A 17,711-nucleotide genomic window follows, 5' to 3' on the forward strand; every position below is an offset into this window, starting at 1 on the left:
GGCTCAGCGCCCCGGTATTTCATCGCGTGGGGGCGCGGGTTCCCAATTCTCGATGATCTTGACCGCCTCTTGCGCGGTGTCGACAAAGCGGAACAGGTCAAGATCTTCGTCCGAGATGGTGCCCGCATCAGCCAGAGCCTCCCAGTTGATAACCTTCTCCCAGAACTCACGCCCGAACAGCAGGAATGGGACGCGATCCATGCGGCCGGTCTGGATCAAGGTCAGGGATTCGAACAGCTCATCCATGGTGCCGAAGCCGCCGGGGAAGATGGTGATGGCGCGAGCGCGCATAAGGAAGTGCATCTTGCGGATGGCGAAATAGTGGAAATTGAAGCTGAGATCGGGCGTTACATACAGGTTCGGAGCCTGCTCGTGCGGAAGCACGATGTTCAGGCCGATTGAACACCCGCCCGCATCCTGTGCACCACGGTTACCCGCCTCCATCACGCCGGGGCCGCCACCGGTGACGATCACATTTTCGCGGCAGCCTGTCTGATTTGACTTCTCGGTCATCAGCCGCGCAAACTCACGCGCTTCATCGTAGTATTTCGACAGCCCGGCCAAGGTCTCGGTCCGCGCCGTGTGTTTCTGAGCGGGTTCCGGAATGCGCGCGCCACCGAACATGACGATGGTCGAGGTGATCTCACGCTCGGTCATGATCATCTCGGGCTTCAGCAGCTCCAGTTGCAGCCGCACGGGGCGCAGCTCATCCCGGCACAGGAAGTCATCATCAGCGAAGGCAAGGTGATAGGCCGAAGACCGCGTCTGCGGGGTATCTGGTACCTCGCTTGCGGTCGAGCGGTCGGTCTGTGCGTCGCGAAAGGGGCTGAGGCGATCTTCTCTCATATGCGGGGTTCCCTGCTTGCGTGTTTCCAAAACAGCTATAGGGTTCGCGGGCAGAGTGCCAGTCACGGAAAGACAAGAATGGATTGGAAAAGTGAAATATTGGCAGCGCGGGACCGCATTGCCGGACACGCACAGGTCACGCCAGTGATGGAAAGCCAAATTCCGGGCTATCCGGTTGAAATGAAACTTGAACATATGCAGCACACCGGCAGCTTCAAACCGCGCGGGGCGTTCAATACCCTGCTCAGCATGGATGTGCCTGCGGCAGGCGTCGTGGCGGCTTCCGGTGGCAACCACGGTGCGGCAGCGGCTTATGCCGCGCATTCACTGGGCTACCCAGCGAAGATTTTTGTGCCCGAACTTGCAGGTCCCTCCAAGATTGCGCTGATCAAGCGGATCGGGGCTGATCTGAGTGTTGTTTCGGGTGAATACGCCAATGCACTGACCATGGCGCAGGCGCATGAGGAAAGCACCGGCGCCATGCAAATCCACGCCTATGATGCGCCAGCGACGGTGGCAGGGCAGGGGACATGTTTTGCTGAATGGGACGCGCAGGGCTTGCAGGCGGACACAGTATTGGTGGCCGTGGGCGGCGGTGGGCTGATTGCCGGAGCTTTGGCATGGTTTCAGGGTGCGCGCAAAGTCGTGGCGGTCGAACCGGAAACCTCTTGCGCGCTGAATGCTGCGTTGGCTGCGGGCGAACCGGTTGATGTTTCCGTTTCGGGCATTGCAGCGAACGCACTGGGCGCACGGAGAATTGGTGAGATTTGCTTTGGGCTGGCCCAAGGTATGAGTTCGGTTCTGGTTTCTGATGATGCGATAGCGCAAGCCCAGAATACTCTGTGGCAGACGCATCGAATACTGGTTGAACCAGCAGGGGCTGCTGCGCTTGCCGCACTGATTTCGGGCGCTTACCAGCCGGAGCCGGGTGAGCGTGTCGCAGTGCTGATTTGCGGCGGGAACATCGCGCCAGATCCGCTAACAGGTTGAGAATACGGCTTGTAGATGTTGTTCATGGATTTTATCTATAATTCATGACCGCGACCATTGCCGACACAATCTATAGTGCCCTGAGCCAGAAAATCATCACCGGCGATCTTCCTGCCGGTGAAAAGCTGCGTCAGGACCATATCGCGCGCGACTTTGAGACCAGCCATGTTCCGGTGCGCGAAGCACTGCTGCGGCTTGAGGCGCATGGATTGGCCAAAAGCGAGCCGCGAAAGGGCATGCGCGTCACCGCGTTGGACCCTGCCGAAGTGCGTGAGGTGATCGAAATGCGTGTCGCGCTGGAAACGCTGGCGATGCAGCATTCCGTGCAAAACATGACCCCAGCTGCTCTGAAGGCTGCTGATGATGCACGAAAGGCGTGTGATGAGGCAGAGAGCATGCCTCAGTGGGAGGCGCGGAACAGGGTGTTTCATCGTGCGATCCTGACACCTTGCGGGTTGCCCCGTCTTTTGCATGCTGTCGATGATCTGCACATTGCCAGTGCCAGGCACCTGTTTGCACATTGGCGGCCCAAATGGGTGCAGCGCGTCGATACGGATCACGCTGCGATCATTCAGGCACTGAAGAGCAAAGACGTTTCCGCCGCAACCTCGATACTTCTGCGCCATATCCGTCGTGCAAGCTGATACTTTCTGCCTTTGAAACTACAATCTGTGCCTCCTCAGAAGATTTGACTTGATTTTTAATAGATAAAAATGATGATTAATTCCGAATCTATGCAATATTATCTATAAAAAGAGAATGACGATGAAAGCCACTCTGCAATCCACCCTCCCGGCCGCCGGAGTAATAACCCCTGCGGGTCAGATCCTTCGTGTCGCGTTGGGTATTCTTCTTTTGACCGCCAGTGCAAAAGTCCAGGTGCCATTTTGGCCTGTGCCCATGACCCTTCAAGTCGCCGCTGTCATGGCTGTCGCCGCGGCATTTGGGCTGCGTCTCGGTTCTGCAACCGTGATCGGCTACATGGTCGCCGGGGCAGTGGGTTTGCCCGTGTTTGCCGGAACGCCCGAAAAAGGCATCGGGCTGGCCTATATGATGGGTGCAACCGGAGGTTATTTACTGGGTTTCGTGGTCGCCTCGGTCATGGTTGGATGGGCAGCGGACAATCTGCGCAAACTGTTTCTGGTTCCGGCGATGCTGGCTGGGCTTGCGGTGATCTATGCGCTGGGTCTGGGTTGGTTGGCTCAGTTCGTGCCTGCAGACAAGGTTCTGGTTTACGGTTTCAGCCCTTTCATTCTGGGTGATCTCGTGAAGATTGCATTGGCAGCCGTTCTCGTGATTGGCCTGCCGACGGGTCTGATGCAGAAAATCCGTGGGCCGCAGCCAGATGCTTGATACCGGGCAAGATATCCGCAGCGATTGGACCGTGGATGAAGTGGAGGCGCTGATGCGCCTCCCAATGTTGGATCTGGTAGGTCGCGCAAATGTAATTCACCGGACGTATCACGATCCAAACGACATCCAAAAAGCCAGCCTGCTGTCGATAAAAACCGGAAGCTGTCCCGAGGATTGCGCCTATTGCCCGCAATCCGCCCATCATCGCGAGGTCGAGCTGACCAAGGAAAAGCTCATGAACCCTGCGCATGTCATCTCGCTTGCCAAACGGGCGCGCGATGCGGGGGCTGAACGGTTTTGCATGGGTGCTGCATGGCGTCAGGTGCGCGACGGCGAAGAATTCGACAATGTGCTGGACATGGTGCGGGGCGTGCGTGATCTGGGCATGGAGGCTTGCGTCACCCTGGGCATGCTCAAGCCACATCAGGCCAAACGATTGGCCGAGGCGGGACTTACGGCGTACAATCATAACCTGGATACTTCGCCGGAATTCTATGGCGAGATTATTGGAACTCGTACCTATCAGGATCGTCTTGAGACCCTCAGCTATTGCCGGGACGAAGGTATTGATCTGTGTTGCGGCGGCATTATCGGTATGGGTGAAAGCCTGCGGGATCGTGCCTCGCTGTTGCAGGTCCTTGCGAATTTTGACCCGCATCCCGAAAGCGTACCGATAAACGCGCTGATCCCGATCAAAGGCACGCCGCTGGCGCATCTAGAAAAAGTAGGCATTTTTGATCTGGTGCGCATGGTTGCGACCGCGCGGATCACCATGCCGCAAACACGGGTGCGCCTGTCGGCAGGACGGTCGGACTTTTCAACTGCCGAGCAGGCATTGTGCTTTCTGGCTGGTGCAAATTCGGTTTTCTACGGCGATGTGTTGCTGACCGCACCCAATGCCGGAACCCAAAATGACCGGGATATGTTTGCCGCACTCAGCGCACTTACCGATGATTGACGCAAACCGAGGTATCCGCGTCGCATTGCGCCATGGGTCTCGCTTGCGTATAGGCCACATCAACGTGAACAGATTCTCTAGGGAGACGCCCCATGTCCAATGCGCAACTGGAAGCCGCCATCGAATCCGCCTGGGAAGTACGTGACACAATCACCCCTGCGACCACCGGCGAGCAACGAGAAGCAATCGAAGACACGCTGAGCGCGCTGGACAGCGGTTCGCTGCGGGTGGCTAAAAAGCTCGACAGTGGTGATTGGCACGTGAACCAGTGGGCGAAAAAAGCAGTTCTGCTGGGGTTCCGCATCAAGGACATGGAAATCCAGACCGGAGGCCCGCAAGACGGCGGCTGGTGGGATAAGGTCGACAGCAAGTTCGCCGGCTGGGGAGAGAACCAGTGGCGCGCGGCAGGGTTCCGCGCCGTGCCAAACTGTGTGGTCCGCAAGTCGGCCTATGTCGCACCTGGTGTGGTGCTGATGCCCTCGTTCGTGAACCTTGGCGCTTATGTCGATGAAGGCACGATGGTTGATACCTGGGCCACCGTTGGTTCCTGCGCGCAGATCGGCAAGAACGTGCACTTGTCGGGCGGCGTCGGCATTGGAGGCGTACTGGAGCCGATGCAGGCCGGTCCGACCATTATCGAGGACAACTGCTTTATCGGTGCGCGTTCGGAAGTGGTCGAAGGCTGCATCGTCCGCGAGGGTTCGGTTCTGGGCATGGGCGTATTCATCGGTAAATCCACCAAGATCGTGGACCGCGAAACCGGTGAAGTCATGTATGGCGAGGTTCCGCCCTATTCGGTGGTTGTTGCGGGCTCGATGCCGTCCAAGAACAATGTAAGCCTGTATTGCGCGGTCATCGTGAAACGCGTCGATGAAAAGACCCGTTCGAAAACTGGGATCAATGAGCTACTGCGCGACTGATCCCCTCGTTTCAGTTTGAATAGGCCGCAGAGTGCATGCTCTGCGGCCTTTCTTATTTTGGCATGAACTCCAGCACTGTTTGCTGAAAGAAATCAATCGCCGCCTCACCTCCGGCCCCTTTGGCCAGAGGGCCGACTTGATATCGGGGCGATTGAAGGGCGCGCTGCATCTTTTCGCACACCCAGACATCCTCGGTCTGAAAATCCCCCGTCTCCAGTGGGTGCTGGGTCCAGTGAGAGGATTTGATCCGACCGGATTCCGGGTCGTATCCGGGTATGTCCGCCGCGCGATGCGTATAGGTGAACCAGCCTTTAGGCGACCAGTTTCTGACCCGCAGCAGAGTTGTGTTGGCGTCGACCGGTTCCATGGTCGATATCGAAAACCCCCAGGGGTTTGGCGTCAGGATCGTGGTCGGAAACAGCATGTAGACCCCGCCATAGCCCGGCGTTTCGGCATTCCGTACCGTTTTCAGGCCGGACCCTTTGGCCGAGTTTTCAACAAACTGAGGGATACGATGTTTGACGCCTTCGCGCTCGGTCGACCACCAGACCATGTTGTGGCCAGAAACCTCCCAAAGATTCTTGTCATGGGTTGGCCCGCCCAACGTGTCTTTGTGCAGATAGGCCAGATGATAGCCATCGATTGCATTTTCAAAGAAGACCTTCCAATTGCAGTTGATCTCATAGACCACGTCGTCGGGGTTCTCTTGTAGCTCGCTTGATGCCAGATCATGAGGCCAAGGTATTTGAGCCAGAGCGCCAAGCCACGCGTCAAAGCTCTGATCCGGTTCTGGGTGAACAAAAACAAGGTTGCGGAAGACACCGACTGAGGCACCGAACAACGCGGTTGCCTTCTTGTCCAGATCCGGAAAGCACTCGCGCTGGGCTGGTACTCCGCGCAATGCGCCATCCAGATTGTAGACCCAGTTGTGATAAGGGCAGACAATGGTCTTGCCTGCGTTGCCGCAACCTTCCAACAACTCGGTTCCGCGATGGCGGCATTGGTTGTGGAAGGCGCGCAAGTCGCCATTTGCGTCCCTTATGACAATCAGAGCGTAGGCCCCGGCCTGAATCGTCCTGAAATCGCCAGGCTCGGTGAAATCCATAGTCACGCAGGCAAAACTCCAGCACTTGCTGAACAGGGTTTTCTGTTCGGCCTCATACCAACTGTCCGAGATATATGCCTCACGCGGCAGTTGTTGCTTGGGTTGATCCGGAAGTGCGTCAGGCGGCATTGTCGAGTCCGTTTATTGTCAAAAATGATAGTCATCAATATTGACAATAAACCTTCGAATGTCCAGATTTCACCTTAAGATTTTTCTGAACCCGCTTGGAGGCAGGATGACTTTTATTCAAACCCTGAGGAATCAAAGGTGGATGACACTGCTAATTCTGGCGGCGCTTCTTGTTTCGACCTTCGCCGGGTATTACGGCCTTTGGGGTCTGTTGTTCATATTTTGGGGGCTCTTGGCGGTGCGCTCGGGGCAGGCCTTCTTGATCGAACCGATAAACCGCGCGACAGATCCGGCACTGTTCTGGTCGCTGACGGGTTTGTGGATCGGTTTGGGCGTTCTCTACGTTCTGGCGGATGTTTTTCCACCAGTTGCGAACGGATTCTGATGCCCCGTCCCAGTATGAAAGACGCCAGATCCGAGCAAATCCTGAACGCATTTATGCGTTGTGTCGCGCGGTACGGGCTGGATGGCTCGACCCTGGCGCGCATATCAGAAGAGGCAGGCGTCGGGCGGCCATTGCTGCGCCACTATCTGGGCAACCGGGATGAGATGGTTCGCAAGCTGCTGGATCACGTCCTGAAAGTCTTCGCGGATCAGGTTGAGGCGCTCTTCGACACTCTGCCGTGCACTAATCGGGTTGCAGCGATGCTGGACGCTTTGTTCGGACGCGGCACCTATTCTTCGGAAAGTGCTGCGGTGTTTGCCGCTTTGGTCGCAGCCTCAGAAAGACACGCGGATTTGCGAGAACCCTTGCTTGGGTTTGTCTATGACTTCGAGGCAAGGATCGCTGCTGAAATCATGAACGAACTGCCTGCTGCCAATATGCAAGGGGTCCAAGCCGTGGCAGCGGGTATGTCCGCAATTTATTTCAATACGGATGCTGTGATGCCATTGCGACCCCGGGCGGAATGGCGCGACACGCAGCGCGTGGCAGCGCAGATGCTGTTGGACCACCTATACGACAGCACCTGCGACTGAGTTGACCGTGCCATCGGGCCAGCGTATTGCGGGCACTATGGAAAAGCAGAAAAAACCTTCGCGCCAGCAAGTCTATACGTTGTTGGTTCAGATCGGTCGCAAAGATGGCGACGGCCTGCCCGAAGGCGCGACCGGGGCGGCGTTGATGTGTTTTGCCAGCGGCGTGGACGAGGCCGAAGCCGTGCGCGAGACAGTAGCGATCCTGAAGCAGGCCGATACTGCACCGCTGGATGTCACCGGCTATGGCACCCTGGCCGAGCGTGAGGCGCAAGGACATGATATCGATCCGGATGAGCGGGCATTGATGCAACGGGCGCTGGATGAAAACGCGGTTATCGTGGCACAGATGACGCCATTCTTCGGCGACGAGGAAACTGCTTAGTTTCTTACCCCGAACCACTTGCGATAGATTTCGTCATAGGTGCCGTCTTCGCGCAGGGACAGCAGCGCCTGATTGACGTCTTCGACCAATGGCGATCCGGTTGGAAATGCGATCCCATAGTTTTCACGCAGGAAGATGCCCCCGGTCATTGTCGCCATTCTGCGCCCTTCGTGGCTTGCATAATAGGACAGGATCGGAGCGTCGAAAACGACCGCATCCAAATCCTTATTCTCAAACGCGTTCAGCATGTCCTGCAGATCGCCATAGCCGGTATAGTCGATCTCGCGCCGGTTCAGAAAACTGGCGGCGGTTGAATCGGAAATCGTCCCGACCTGTTTGCCGTAAAGGTCGTTGACCGAATTGACGCTGCCGGTGATTGCGTCCACCGTCATCACCGAGGTGATCCGGGCCGTGAAAACGGAGACGATGAATAGGGATGACACCACCAGTACTACACCCAACAGGCGGCCAAACGGGGTGCGCGGCATCCGCTCTTCAAAGCCACCGTTCACCACCAGGTTGAGGGCCCACCAGAACGAGGGGAACCACGCCTCATTCAATTTGCGATCAAAGTAGGGCTGCGCGCGTTTCTCAAAACTCCACATCAGCATGCCGCCACCAAGCAGGATCGCAAAGGCCAGCCCGATGGCGATGAACAATTCCCGAGACAGCAAAGCGTGCAACAGCGATGGCTGGCGAGCGGCCTCTGACGGGACCATGATCTGTAATCCGGCCTCAAATATCGGTTGCGTGAAATCCATTCGGGTTTCGCGCAAGGCGGTGATCGATATATTAGCGATCGCCAGATCGGCAGAACCATCCTGAACCGCGCCCAACATTTCTCCAAATGTCTCGACGCCGTTGACCGAGTATTCCCAGCCGAGTGATTCAGACAGTGCCGCCAGAAGATCCATCGAGAAACCGGTCTGGGCACCGTCCTCGACAAATGAGAACGGAGGACGGGTTACCGTTGTAACCGTAAGAGACTGGGCCTGGCTTTGCTGCGCAAGAATCGCGAAAGTCAGGCAGATCAATGCGAAGAAGACACGCTTCATGTGGAATCACCTGTTTCGCGGCCCTCTAACGCACTTAAGGGCAGCGCGGCAAGGCAGCCGCTGGGTCAACGCTCATGTTTTGTTGGGGTGCAAAATCAAGCCGCTTGGGCATTCGGTCTCGGAATTCGACTATTCGGGGTTGGCAATCCGGGCAATTCGTTGAATCTGTGCACGAACACAGGCACCCCTAAGGACAAGAGGCCCAATATGACCGATCCAGTTGAGCTGACAGCAAATCTAATCCGTTGCCCATCGGTCACACCCGATGAAGGCGGGGCTTTGGTCTTGCTGCAGCAAGTGCTGGAGGAGGCCGGATTTTATTGCACTCGCGTAGATCGAGGTGGAACCTGCAACCTCTTCGCCCGGTGGGGGCAGAAGGGTCACGCGCGCAGCTTTGGCTTTAATGGTCATACGGATGTGGTTCCGGTAGGGGATGAAGCAGCCTGGACCATGCCTCCTTTCGGCGCCGAGGTCCGGGACGGGGTGATGTACGGCCGGGGCGCGACGGATATGAAATCGGGCGTGGCAGCATTTGCGGCAGCGGCTATCGATTTTGTGCGTGACACGCCCCCGGATGGGGCGGTGATCCTGACGATCACAGGTGATGAAGAAGGCGACGCACTGGATGGCACTGTTGCTTTACTGGATCACATGGCCGCAACGGATGAGCGGATGTCGGTTTGTCTGGTGGGAGAACCCACTTGCCCGAACACGATGGGCGAAATGATGAAGATCGGCCGGCGCGGTTCGATGACTGCGTGGTTCACTGTGACCGGAGTGCAGGGGCATTCGGCCTATCCGCATCGGGCAAAGAACCCGGTGCCCGCGATGGCGCGGCTGATGGATCGGCTGGCCAGCCAAGAACTGGATCAGGGGACCGACCACTTTGACGCCTCGACCTTGGCGGTTGTCACGATCGACACCGGTAATCCGGCGACAAATGTGATCCCGGCGCAATGTTCTGGGACAGTGAACATCCGGTTCAATGACCTGCATTCCGGGGCCAGTTTGAGCGATTGGTTGCAATCCGAGGCAGACACCGTTGCCGAGGCGTTTGGCGTCGATGTCGAGACCCGGATCAAGATTTCGGGTGAAAGCTTTCTGACCCCTCCGGGGGCATTGTCTGATCTGGTAGCTTGCGCTGTCAAAGCAGAAACAAATATTCGCCCCGAGCTTTCGACCACCGGCGGGACCTCGGATGCCCGCTTCATCAAAGATCATTGCCCGGTGGTCGAGTTTGGTCTGGTCGGGCACACCATGCATCAGGTCGATGAATGTGTCGAAGTGGCGCAAATTCATCAACTCAAGGCGATCTACACCCGTATTCTGACGGATTACTTCGCCTGATCCATGCAGAAAACGCTGGTCATCATGGTGAAAGAGCCACGTCCAGGGCGGGTCAAGACCCGTTTGGGGCGCGATATCGGCATGGTTGGGGCTGCTTGGTGGTTTCGGCATCAAACGCGATCTCTGATCCGGCATCTGCGTGATCCACGCTGGCAGATTGTACTGGCGGTCTCTCCAAATAGGGAGGGAATGAACAGTCGGGTCTGGCCTGTTGATTTACCCCGGAAGCCTCAGGGGCGCGGAGATCTGGGCGACCGTATGGGGCGGATGTTGCGCGGTGCTCCCGATGGTCCGGTGTGCCTGATCGGTGCGGATATTCCGGGCATCACAAGGGGTCACATTGCGCGGGCCTTTCGCGCGTTGGGCCGGGCTGAGATGGTGTTCGGGCCATCCCCGGATGGCGGCTATTGGTTGGTTGGTGCTCAGCGTTATGGCGCGTTGCCTTCGGGGTTATTCCGCGATGTGCGCTGGTCAACGGAACACGCGTTGAAAGACACACTGAATTCGGTTCGCGGGTGCCGAGTAACGTTGCTGGATCACCTGAGCGATGTGGATACCGTGGCCGATCTGCACGGCTGACATCATGCACCGCTTTTTGACCATGACGCGGTCGCATGCCCGTGCTAGGCCAAACTCATGACACGCATTCCGACCAAGCAAGAGGTCCTCGACTGGATCTCGGCGAACCCTACCCTGACCTCGAAACGTGATATCGCCAAGGCTTTTGGCATCAAGGGCGCGGATCGGATCGACCTGAAGCGCATCCTGAAAGAGCTTGAGGCCGAAGGCCATCTGGAAAAGCGCAAGCGCAGCTATCGTGATCCGGATCGTCTGCCGCCGGTCAGCGTGTTGCAGGTAAAGGCTCCCAACGTAGATGGCGACCTGTTTGCGCGCCCGTTGGAATGGCACGGCGAGGGGGTTGAGCCCATCGTTCTGCTCGTCACGCGTGCCAGCGATCCGGCGCTGGGTGAGGGTGACCGCATTCTGGCCCGCCTGACCGTGGTGCATGAGGAAGATCACAATTACGAAGCCCGCTTGATCCGCCGCATCGGCACCAACCCGCGCAAGATCGTCGGCATTTTTCGCAAAGGGGCCGAGGGCGGACGGATCGTGCCCATCGACAAGGCTGGTCAGACAGAATGGCTGGTCGCGGACGGGGCCGTTCTGGGCGCCAAGGACGGTGAGCTGGTCGAGGCCGAGCAGGCCGGACCCAAGAACCGCATGGGCCTGCCGCGTGCGCGTATTGTTGAACGGCTCGGCGATCCGACCGCGCCCAAGGCTGTCTCATTGATCGCCATCCACCAACACGGTATTCCCGACGATTTCCCGGACAAGGTGATCGAAGAAGCCGACAAAGCCAAACCCGTCGGACTGAAAGGGCGTGAAGACCTGCGGGATATGCCGTTGCTGACCATCGATCCTGCGGATGCACGGGACCACGACGACGCCTGCTATGCCCATGCTGATGACGATCCCAAGAACCCGGGTGGCCATGTGATCTGGGTCGCCATCGCTGACGTCGCTGCCTATGTGAAACCCGGTACGGCTCTGGATCGCGAGGCGCGCAAGCGGGGCAACTCCAGTTACTTTCCGGACCGCGTAGTGCCGATGCTGCCGGATCGCCTGTCCGGCGATCTGTGTTCCCTGCACGAAGGCGTGCCGCGCGCTTGTATTGCCGTGCGGATGCAGATTGATGCCGAAGGCAACAAGATAGGCCACCGGTTCGTGCGCGGCCTGATGCGCTCTGCCGCCTCGCTGAATTATAACGAGGTGCAGGAGGCGATCGACGGCAACCCGAACGACCGCACCGGGCCGCTGTTGGATACGGTGCTGAATCCGCTTTATACCGCGTATGCTGCGCTGAAAAAGGCGCGTTCCGTGCGGCAGCCGCTGGAGCTGGACCTGCCTGAACGCAAAATCGTACTCAGCGATGCGGGTGAGGTGACCAGCGTCGCGTTCCGTGACCGGCTGGATGCGCATAAGCTGATCGAGGAATTCATGATCCTCGCCAATGTCGCCGCTGCCGAGACCCTGATCACCAAACGCCGCCCGCTGCTGTTCCGCGTCCACGAAGAGCCCGCGCCCGAAAAGCTGGAAAGCCTGAGAGAGACGGCGCAGGCGGCGGGATTAAACCTCGCCAAAGGGCAGGTATTGCAGACCCGACATCTGAACGCGCTGCTAAACGCCGCCGCTGGTACCGAGGATGCGGAGCTGATCAACCTGACGACCCTGCGGTCGATGGCGCAGGCCTATTACCACCCCGAAAATTTCGGCCATTTTGGGCTGGCTCTGCGGAACTATGCGCATTTCACTTCTCCCATCCGGCGCTATGCTGATCTGATCGTGCATCGCGCGCTGATCTCAGCCCATGGCTGGGGCAAGGACGGATTGACCGAGGATGAGATTGCACGGTTGGAAGAAACGGCGACCCATATCTCGGATACCGAGCGCCGCTCGATGATGGCCGAGCGCGATACGACTGATCGCTATCTGGCGGCCTATCTCAGCGAGCGGGTCGGCAATGAGTTTTCTGGCCGGATCAGCGGTATTGCCCGGTTCGGTGCCTTCGTGAAGATGGACGAGACCGGAGCGGACGGTCTGGTTCCAGTGCGTTCGCTGGGGCGAGAGTTTTTCCATTTCGACCGAGAGGCCGGGACGCTGATGGGCTCGGACACCGGGCTGATCATCGCCATTGGCCAGCGTGTCACGGTGCGGTTGACCGAGGCGACGCCGGTGACGGGCGGATTGGAATTGGAGTTGTTGTCCCTCGATGATCAGGCGCTGCCGCGCGGCCGTGGCCCCGCCAAGCGCGGAACGCGGCGCAAGGCCGCCAGCACAAAGCGCAAGAAGGACAAGATCAAGCGCAAGGTCGAACGCAAACGCCGTCAGAGGTGATAAGTAAGCGCGCGCGCAATCAGCCAGCCATGGCGCGTAGGATCAATCTGATCGGGCCGGTCGAACAGAATCGCGCGATTGCCGTCGATCCGATCCTCGCCAGGAAAGGCGGAAGTAAAATCCCCCATCAGTCGGCTTTGGCAATGCACGAACAACGCAAAACAGGCCGCCTTGTGTCCGCCCAAACGAATCGTCGAGCCTTTGGGCGCCAGATAGGCGGGCTGGCCCCACCGCAACGCTTCTTCCAGAGGCTGAGCGCGTGGCAGTGAGGCCGCGGTTTCGAATATCAACTCGCGCAGCGCTAGTGCCCCATTGCGCGTCTCTTCCGGTAGCGCCTCATAGGCTGCAGCGACTTTTTTGTCCTCAAAGGCTGTCATGATAGCGGGATCGCCTGCTCCATTCGGTCGATATAGCTGTTGAGCAGCTTATCTTGTTTAATCCGACGGGTCAGGGGGGTGTCTGATGGTGTCGCGCGCATCGCCGCCAGCATTGGACCGACGCTCATGTCCGCCGAGGTAGGTTTCTCTCCCATCAGATAAGGCGATTGCCAAAGATAGGCCGAGATCGCCTCAAAGTCGCGCTCCAGCCGGTCTTGTCGTTCGGCGGGCGAAAAGCGGGATACACCTTGAAACGCGAGCCCCTTGAGAACGGATTTCCGGATTGAATTCGAAACCGGCTTGCGGATCAGTGCGGGAATGACGGTAAAGAATGTATCGCGCAGGATTGGCCAGACCTCATCATTGGCCCAACGGTCCTGCACGACATGGAAGTACAGATGTTCCTCGGCCATGCGGATCAGCGCGCGGGACTGGGCTTTTTGCAGATCGGTCAGGCCAGCATCGAAATCGGCCCCCTGAGCCTCAAGCCAGTCGCGGATCAGGTCGCTGTCCGGAATCAGAAGTTCAGGCGTGCGTAGAACCGGCAGCTTCTGGTGTGGCATCTTGCGTGGGTCCAGCAGATCGGACCGTTGCCAGCGCAGGCCCGCGCTTTGAAGCATCAGGGCCGTTTTCACGCAGAATGGGCTGGCGCTGAACAGGCCAAAGGCAGAGGGGAAGGTGAGAAGGGTCAGCATCATCAGCTCCATAGTTGGGACGCCTGATGGGTACGCCGGACTGATGACAGATTCTGACGTTAGGCTTAGAGTAGACTATACTATGTCCCGCACCGCCCGTCTTTTTCAGTTGATGCAGGCCCTACGATCTGGCCCCTCGCCCAGAACGTCGGTTCAATTGGCGCAGGATTTAGGCGTTTCGCCGCGCACAGTGCACCGGGATATCGATGCATTGCGTGGCCTCGGGGCGATAATCGACGGAGAGGCCGGGTTCGGGTTCACCCTAATCGAGGATGCGACCCTACCGCCGTTGGGTTTCACCAATGACGAGCTCGAAGCGCTGGTGTTGGGCTTGCGCGAGGTGCAATTGATCGGAGACCCGGCGCTGTCGGATGCTGCAAGCGCGGCCCTACGCAAGCTGCAGGGCCGGTTGCCGCAGCGCCAGTCGCATCGGCTGAGCCATGCTGTTCTGACCGCCACGCGATTTGACAGGCCAGCCGTGCCAACAATTGACGTTGCCATTTTACGCCAAGCCGCGTGGGATGAACGCGTGATCGAGTTCGCCTATACCGATGCCAAAGGCGCAGACACCCGTCGTCGGGTCAATCCGCTGAGCATCGTCTATATGGACCGTGCCAGCGTATTGCTGAGTTGGTGCCACCTGCGTCAGGATTTCCGAGTGTTTCGGCTGGATCGTATGCAGGGCATGGATGTGACCGAGGATAGCTTCCGACCCAATCGCGTATCGCTATTGCGTGAAGCCATTGCCCGTCTTCGCGCGGAACGTGAGGAACAGGATCAGGAAACCTGACGTTCTGCGTTTTGAGAAATTCCGATTGTGAGCTATCATCGGCTCTGAGCAGTAATCAGGATAAAACGGAATGCGTAAGTGTGTAGGTGGCGTTATGACCGCCGCATTATGGGCATCCATCGTGCAGGCGGATACAACAGAAAATTCGATACGGCCTCTGGCCCGACCTATGGTCGACAATGTGCAACTGGCCTCGGCGGATGTGACGGTCTCGGTACGGCCCGTGCTGCGGCCTAAGGTCGAGGTGCAACGTCTATCGGCAGACGGGAATGCCCGATTTCAGGCTTGGCTGGGGGCATTTCGCAAGCGGGCGCAAGAGCAGGGCATCTCGGTCAATACGCTGGATCGGGCGTTGGCTGGGGTGACCTATGACAGTGACATCATCAAACGCGATCGCAATCAGGCGGAGTTTTCCAAACCGATCTGGGAATATCTGGATGGAGCGGTTTCAAAAACGCGGATTTCCAACGGTCGCGCTGGGCTAGACAAGCACCGAGAGACTTTGACCCGGATCGAAGCCCAGTACGGCGTCGAAAAAGAGGTCGTGACCGCGATCTGGGGTCTTGAGACTTCGTTCGGCACCTACCGAGGAAGCAAGCAAACCATTCGGTCGCTGGCGACTTTGGCCTTTGATGCTCGACGAGCAAACTTTTTTGAGGGACAGCTGATCGCCGCGTTGCAGATACTGCAGGCAGGGGATGTCGACCCTGAGAATATGGTTGGCAGTTGGGCTGGGGCGATGGGGCATACACAGTTCATGCCGACCTCGTTTCTTGATTACGCGGTTGATTTCGATGGAGATGGGCGTCGCGAGATCTGGTCCGATAATCCAACTGATGCCTTAGCATCAGCCGCTTCTTATTTGGCAAAACATGGATGGACCAAAGGCCAACCTTGGGGGGTCGAAGTGCAACTACCATCCGACTTTGACTACGCCAACGCGCGGCGAGATTTCACTATGATGCCGTCGGAATGGGCGGCCCGTGGGGTTCTTGCTTACTCGGGCAAGGCCGTGCCCGATCACGGTCAAGCGGCAATTCTGTTACCGGCTGGTGGTCGAGGTGTCGCCCTGATGATCTTCAATAATTTCAAAGTGATCGAGGCCTACAACGGCGCCGATGCCTACGTGATCGGCATCGGGCATCTGTCCGACCGGCTTGCAGGAGGCTCTCCGTTTGAGGCCGATTGGCCGCGTGGCGATCGCGTATTGAGCTTTACTGAAAAGAAAGAACTACAGCGTCGGCTGACTCAGGCGGGCTTCGATACACAAGGGATCGATGGGCGCACCGGGCCAAATACGATTAACGCGGTGCGCGCGTTTCAGGTTGCTCAGGGGTTGATCCCGGATGGATACCCGTCGCTCGGCCTGCTGGAAAGGATGCGCTGATAATTAGGGCGGCCCACTTGGGTCGCCCATGATCTAATGATCAGGACGCAGGCTTCATCAGACCTTTTTCGTTGATTTCAACCAACGCATCATCCAACGATTTTTGAATGCGCACGAACATCTCGTCGATTTCGGCCGGGGTAATGACCAGCGGCGGAGAGATGACCAAGCGGTCATCCACATGACGCATGATCAGATTGTTTTTGAAGCAATGTTCGCGGCAGATATATCCGATCGTGCCGGGATCTGATGCGAACTTGGCTCGGCTTGCCTTTTCAGGCGTTAATGCGATGGACCCCATCAAGCCTGCGATCTTTGCCTCTCCGACTAGCGGATGCTCGACCAATGCGTCCCATTTCTTTTTCATATAGGGCGCGGCCACGTTGCGCACATGATCGACGACGTTTTCTTCTTCGAGGATGCGCAGATTTTCGAGCGCAACTGCTGCGGCAACCGGGTGGCCGGAATAGGTGTAGCCATGGTTGAACTCGGTGGCGCTGATGACACGGGCGACTTCGTCGCAGACGATCGATCCGCCAATAGGTGCATAGCCTGAGCTAAGGCCCTTGGCGATTGTCATGATATGCGGTTTGATCCCGACGGTTTGCGAGCCAAACCAGTTGCCGGTTCGGCCAAACCCGCAGATCACCTCATCCGCGATCAGCAGTATATCGTACTTGTCGCAGATGCGCTGAATTTCAGGCCAATATGTGTCGGGTGCGATGATCACGCCGCCTGCGCCCTGCACAGGTTCGGCGATGAAGGCAGCGACGCGATCTTCGCCCAGTTCCTGAATGGCTTCTTCCAGCTCGCGCGCGCGGGCAAGGCCGAATTCCTCCGGGCTCATATCGCCGCCTTCCGCCCACCAATTTGGCTGGTTGATATGGTGGACATTCGGGATTGGAATGCCGCCCTGCGCATGCATTCCTGCCATGCCACCCAACGACGCCGATCCAACAGAAGAACCGTGATAGGCATTCTTGCGGCTGATGATGATGTTCTTGTCCGGCTGACCTTTTTCGGCCCAATAGGTGCGCACTAGACGGATGTTGGTGTCGTTGGCCTCGGACCCGCTTCCGGCAAAGAAGACATGGTTCAGATCACCTGGCGCAAGCTCAGCCAGTTTTGCAGCCAGCGCAATGGCGGGCGTATGGGTCGTCTTGAAGAAAGTATTATAATACGGCAGCTCGCGCATTTGACGTGCGGCTGCATCGGCCAGCTCGTCGCGGCCATATCCGATATTTACGCACCACAATCCGGCCATACCATCCAGAATTTCATGACCTTCGCTATCGGTCAGATAGACGCCCTTGGCACGGGTGATGACCCTGACACCTTCGTCTGCCAGCGCCTCATTGGTCGAAAAAGGATGCAAATGGTGTGCTGCGTCCAGCGCCTGCAATTCGGCAGTGGGCATGTGATTGGTGATGGTGGACATCTCGGATTCTCCAGCAAGCGTCGTTGCCAGATAGAATATGATCAAATTTTATGCTGTCAATCGAAT

Annotated in this window: 19 protein-coding genes; 13 read left to right on the plus strand and 6 right to left on the minus strand. The window is 57.8% G+C overall.

Annotated features, from left to right (window positions below; genetic code table 11):
• Window positions 1-3: 3 nt before the first annotated feature.
• The gene (locus tag ACR0MP_RS16865; RefSeq protein ID WP_480887425.1) at window positions 4-846 is read right to left on the minus strand and encodes an LOG family protein; all 843 of its coding nucleotides are present in this window, start codon (window positions 844-846) and stop codon (window positions 4-6) included.
• A 78-nt stretch (window positions 847-924) separates the two neighbouring features.
• Here ACR0MP_RS16865 and ACR0MP_RS16870 point away from each other — a divergent pair, with 78 nt between their 5' ends.
• The 5 genes from ACR0MP_RS16870 (at window position 925) to dapD (ending at window position 5,067) form a co-directional block, all read left to right on the plus strand.
• Window positions 925-1,836: a threonine/serine dehydratase gene (locus ACR0MP_RS16870; protein ID WP_480887423.1), complete on the plus strand. Its 912-nt coding sequence runs from the start codon at window positions 925-927 to the stop codon at window positions 1,834-1,836.
• A gap of 44 nt (window positions 1,837-1,880) precedes the next feature.
• The gene (locus ACR0MP_RS16875; RefSeq protein ID WP_170399042.1) at window positions 1,881-2,480 is read left to right on the plus strand and encodes a GntR family transcriptional regulator; all 600 of its coding nucleotides are present in this window, start codon (window positions 1,881-1,883) and stop codon (window positions 2,478-2,480) included.
• A 121-nt stretch (window positions 2,481-2,601) separates the two neighbouring features.
• Window positions 2,602-3,189 carry a biotin transporter BioY gene (locus tag ACR0MP_RS16880; RefSeq protein ID WP_480887443.1) on the plus strand — a complete coding sequence of 196 codons (588 nt, stop codon included), beginning with the start codon at window positions 2,602-2,604 and terminating at the stop codon, window positions 3,187-3,189.
• Window positions 3,182-4,147 (plus strand): biotin synthase BioB, encoded by a 966-nt coding sequence (gene bioB, locus ACR0MP_RS16885; RefSeq protein ID WP_480887421.1) that lies wholly within the window; start codon window positions 3,182-3,184, stop codon window positions 4,145-4,147. The genes ACR0MP_RS16880 and bioB overlap by 8 nt, the downstream gene beginning before the upstream one ends.
• A 92-nt stretch (window positions 4,148-4,239) precedes the next feature.
• Window positions 4,240-5,067 carry a 2,3,4,5-tetrahydropyridine-2,6-dicarboxylate N-succinyltransferase gene (gene dapD, locus ACR0MP_RS16890; protein WP_170736229.1) on the plus strand — a complete coding sequence of 276 codons (828 nt, stop codon included), beginning with the start codon at window positions 4,240-4,242 and terminating at the stop codon, window positions 5,065-5,067.
• Window positions 5,068-5,119: 52 nt separating this feature from the next.
• Here the strand turns inward: dapD and ACR0MP_RS16895 are convergent, their stop codons facing one another.
• Window positions 5,120-6,301 carry an aromatic ring-hydroxylating oxygenase subunit alpha gene (locus tag ACR0MP_RS16895; protein ID WP_480887419.1) on the minus strand — a complete coding sequence of 394 codons (1,182 nt, stop codon included), beginning with the start codon at window positions 6,299-6,301 and terminating at the stop codon, window positions 5,120-5,122.
• A gap of 142 nt (window positions 6,302-6,443) precedes the next feature.
• On the opposite strand from ACR0MP_RS16895, the gene ACR0MP_RS16900 reads away from it, so the two are divergent.
• From ACR0MP_RS16900 to ACR0MP_RS16910, 3 genes are read left to right on the plus strand one after another with little or no spacing between them, the layout of a single operon-like run.
• Window positions 6,444-6,686: a hypothetical protein gene (locus tag ACR0MP_RS16900; RefSeq protein ID WP_255611946.1), complete on the plus strand. Its 243-nt coding sequence runs from the start codon at window positions 6,444-6,446 to the stop codon at window positions 6,684-6,686.
• On the plus strand, window positions 6,686-7,279 hold the full coding sequence (locus ACR0MP_RS16905; protein ID WP_480893838.1) for a TetR/AcrR family transcriptional regulator: 594 nt from the start codon (window positions 6,686-6,688) through the stop codon (window positions 7,277-7,279). Before ACR0MP_RS16900 ends, ACR0MP_RS16905 begins: the two co-directional genes overlap by 1 nt.
• A 37-nt stretch (window positions 7,280-7,316) precedes the next feature.
• A complete protein-coding gene (locus ACR0MP_RS16910) occupies window positions 7,317-7,661 on the plus strand; it encodes a hypothetical protein (protein ID WP_170399025.1) in 345 nt (114 codons plus the stop codon).
• Here the strand turns inward: ACR0MP_RS16910 and ACR0MP_RS16915 are convergent.
• The gene (locus ACR0MP_RS16915) at window positions 7,658-8,716 is read right to left on the minus strand and encodes a transporter substrate-binding domain-containing protein (protein WP_170736234.1); all 1,059 of its coding nucleotides are present in this window, start codon (window positions 8,714-8,716) and stop codon (window positions 7,658-7,660) included. The two genes, ACR0MP_RS16910 and ACR0MP_RS16915, sit on opposite strands and share 4 nt — an antisense overlap.
• Window positions 8,717-8,923: 207 nt before the next feature.
• On the opposite strand from ACR0MP_RS16915, the gene dapE reads away from it, so the two are divergent.
• From dapE to rnr, 3 genes are read left to right on the plus strand one after another with little or no spacing between them, the layout of a single operon-like run.
• Entirely contained in the window at window positions 8,924-10,063 is a 1,140-nt protein-coding gene (gene dapE, locus ACR0MP_RS16920; protein ID WP_170406804.1) for a succinyl-diaminopimelate desuccinylase, read from the plus strand.
• Window positions 10,064-10,066: 3 nt separating this feature from the next.
• Entirely contained in the window at window positions 10,067-10,642 is a 576-nt protein-coding gene (locus ACR0MP_RS16925; protein ID WP_170406802.1) for a TIGR04282 family arsenosugar biosynthesis glycosyltransferase, read from the plus strand.
• A 57-nt stretch (window positions 10,643-10,699) separates the two neighbouring features.
• Window positions 10,700-12,958, plus strand: coding sequence for a ribonuclease R (gene rnr, locus ACR0MP_RS16930; protein WP_170596761.1), 2,259 nt, complete (start codon window positions 10,700-10,702; stop codon window positions 12,956-12,958).
• Here rnr and ACR0MP_RS16935 read toward each other — a convergent pair.
• Together ACR0MP_RS16935 and ACR0MP_RS16940 are read right to left on the minus strand one after the other, a co-directional pair.
• A complete protein-coding gene (locus tag ACR0MP_RS16935; RefSeq protein ID WP_170406797.1) occupies window positions 12,949-13,335 on the minus strand; it encodes a DUF1801 domain-containing protein in 387 nt (128 codons plus the stop codon). The two genes, rnr and ACR0MP_RS16935, sit on opposite strands and share 10 nt — an antisense overlap.
• Window positions 13,332-14,030: a glutathione S-transferase family protein gene (locus ACR0MP_RS16940; protein WP_480887416.1), complete on the minus strand. Its 699-nt coding sequence runs from the start codon at window positions 14,028-14,030 to the stop codon at window positions 13,332-13,334. Before ACR0MP_RS16940 ends, ACR0MP_RS16935 begins: the two co-directional genes overlap by 4 nt.
• A gap of 82 nt (window positions 14,031-14,112) precedes the next feature.
• Here ACR0MP_RS16940 and ACR0MP_RS16945 point away from each other — a divergent pair, with 82 nt between their 5' ends.
• Window positions 14,113-14,820 (plus strand): helix-turn-helix transcriptional regulator, encoded by a 708-nt coding sequence (locus ACR0MP_RS16945; protein ID WP_170406791.1) that lies wholly within the window; start codon window positions 14,113-14,115, stop codon window positions 14,818-14,820.
• Window positions 14,821-14,890: 70 nt separating this feature from the next.
• A complete protein-coding gene (locus ACR0MP_RS16950) occupies window positions 14,891-16,207 on the plus strand; it encodes a lytic murein transglycosylase (protein WP_170406788.1) in 1,317 nt (438 codons plus the stop codon).
• Between the two features lie 40 nt (window positions 16,208-16,247).
• On the opposite strand, the gene ACR0MP_RS16955 is transcribed toward ACR0MP_RS16950, so the two are convergent.
• Window positions 16,248-17,645, minus strand: a complete 1,398-nt coding sequence (locus ACR0MP_RS16955) for an aspartate aminotransferase family protein (protein WP_170406785.1) — start codon at window positions 17,643-17,645, stop codon at window positions 16,248-16,250.
• Between the last annotated feature and the right edge of the window lie 66 nt (window positions 17,646-17,711).

Source organism: Ruegeria sp. K3, from assembly GCF_056531845.1.

Excerpts from the sequence above, each read along its gene's own strand:
- ACR0MP_RS16905 (WP_480893838.1), top strand. The coding sequence starts at position 6,686 with ATGCCCCGTCCCAGTATGAAAGACGCCAGATCCGAGCAAATCCTGAAC.
- rnr (WP_170596761.1), top strand. The coding sequence starts at position 10,700 with ATGACACGCATTCCGACCAAGCAAGAGGTCCTCGACTGGATCTCGGCG.
- ACR0MP_RS16915 (WP_170736234.1), bottom strand. The coding sequence starts at position 8,716 with ATGAAGCGTGTCTTCTTCGCATTGATCTGCCTGACTTTCGCGATTCTT.
- ACR0MP_RS16935 (WP_170406797.1), bottom strand. The coding sequence starts at position 13,335 with ATGACAGCCTTTGAGGACAAAAAAGTCGCTGCAGCCTATGAGGCGCTA.
- ACR0MP_RS16910 (WP_170399025.1), top strand. The coding sequence starts at position 7,317 with ATGGAAAAGCAGAAAAAACCTTCGCGCCAGCAAGTCTATACGTTGTTG.
- ACR0MP_RS16940 (WP_480887416.1), bottom strand. The coding sequence starts at position 14,030 with ATGCTGACCCTTCTCACCTTCCCCTCTGCCTTTGGCCTGTTCAGCGCC.
- dapE (WP_170406804.1), top strand. The coding sequence starts at position 8,924 with ATGACCGATCCAGTTGAGCTGACAGCAAATCTAATCCGTTGCCCATCG.
- ACR0MP_RS16870 (WP_480887423.1), top strand. The coding sequence starts at position 925 with ATGGATTGGAAAAGTGAAATATTGGCAGCGCGGGACCGCATTGCCGGA.
- ACR0MP_RS16945 (WP_170406791.1), top strand. The coding sequence starts at position 14,113 with ATGTCCCGCACCGCCCGTCTTTTTCAGTTGATGCAGGCCCTACGATCT.
- ACR0MP_RS16865 (WP_480887425.1), bottom strand. The coding sequence starts at position 846 with ATGAGAGAAGATCGCCTCAGCCCCTTTCGCGACGCACAGACCGACCGC.
- dapD (WP_170736229.1), top strand. The coding sequence starts at position 4,240 with ATGTCCAATGCGCAACTGGAAGCCGCCATCGAATCCGCCTGGGAAGTA.
- ACR0MP_RS16950 (WP_170406788.1), top strand. The coding sequence starts at position 14,891 with ATGCGTAAGTGTGTAGGTGGCGTTATGACCGCCGCATTATGGGCATCC.
- bioB (WP_480887421.1), top strand. The coding sequence starts at position 3,182 with ATGCTTGATACCGGGCAAGATATCCGCAGCGATTGGACCGTGGATGAA.
- ACR0MP_RS16955 (WP_170406785.1), bottom strand. The coding sequence starts at position 17,645 with ATGTCCACCATCACCAATCACATGCCCACTGCCGAATTGCAGGCGCTG.
- ACR0MP_RS16875 (WP_170399042.1), top strand. The coding sequence starts at position 1,881 with ATGACCGCGACCATTGCCGACACAATCTATAGTGCCCTGAGCCAGAAA.
- ACR0MP_RS16880 (WP_480887443.1), top strand. The coding sequence starts at position 2,602 with ATGAAAGCCACTCTGCAATCCACCCTCCCGGCCGCCGGAGTAATAACC.
- ACR0MP_RS16895 (WP_480887419.1), bottom strand. The coding sequence starts at position 6,301 with ATGCCGCCTGACGCACTTCCGGATCAACCCAAGCAACAACTGCCGCGT.
- ACR0MP_RS16900 (WP_255611946.1), top strand. The coding sequence starts at position 6,444 with ATGACACTGCTAATTCTGGCGGCGCTTCTTGTTTCGACCTTCGCCGGG.
- ACR0MP_RS16925 (WP_170406802.1), top strand. The coding sequence starts at position 10,067 with ATGCAGAAAACGCTGGTCATCATGGTGAAAGAGCCACGTCCAGGGCGG.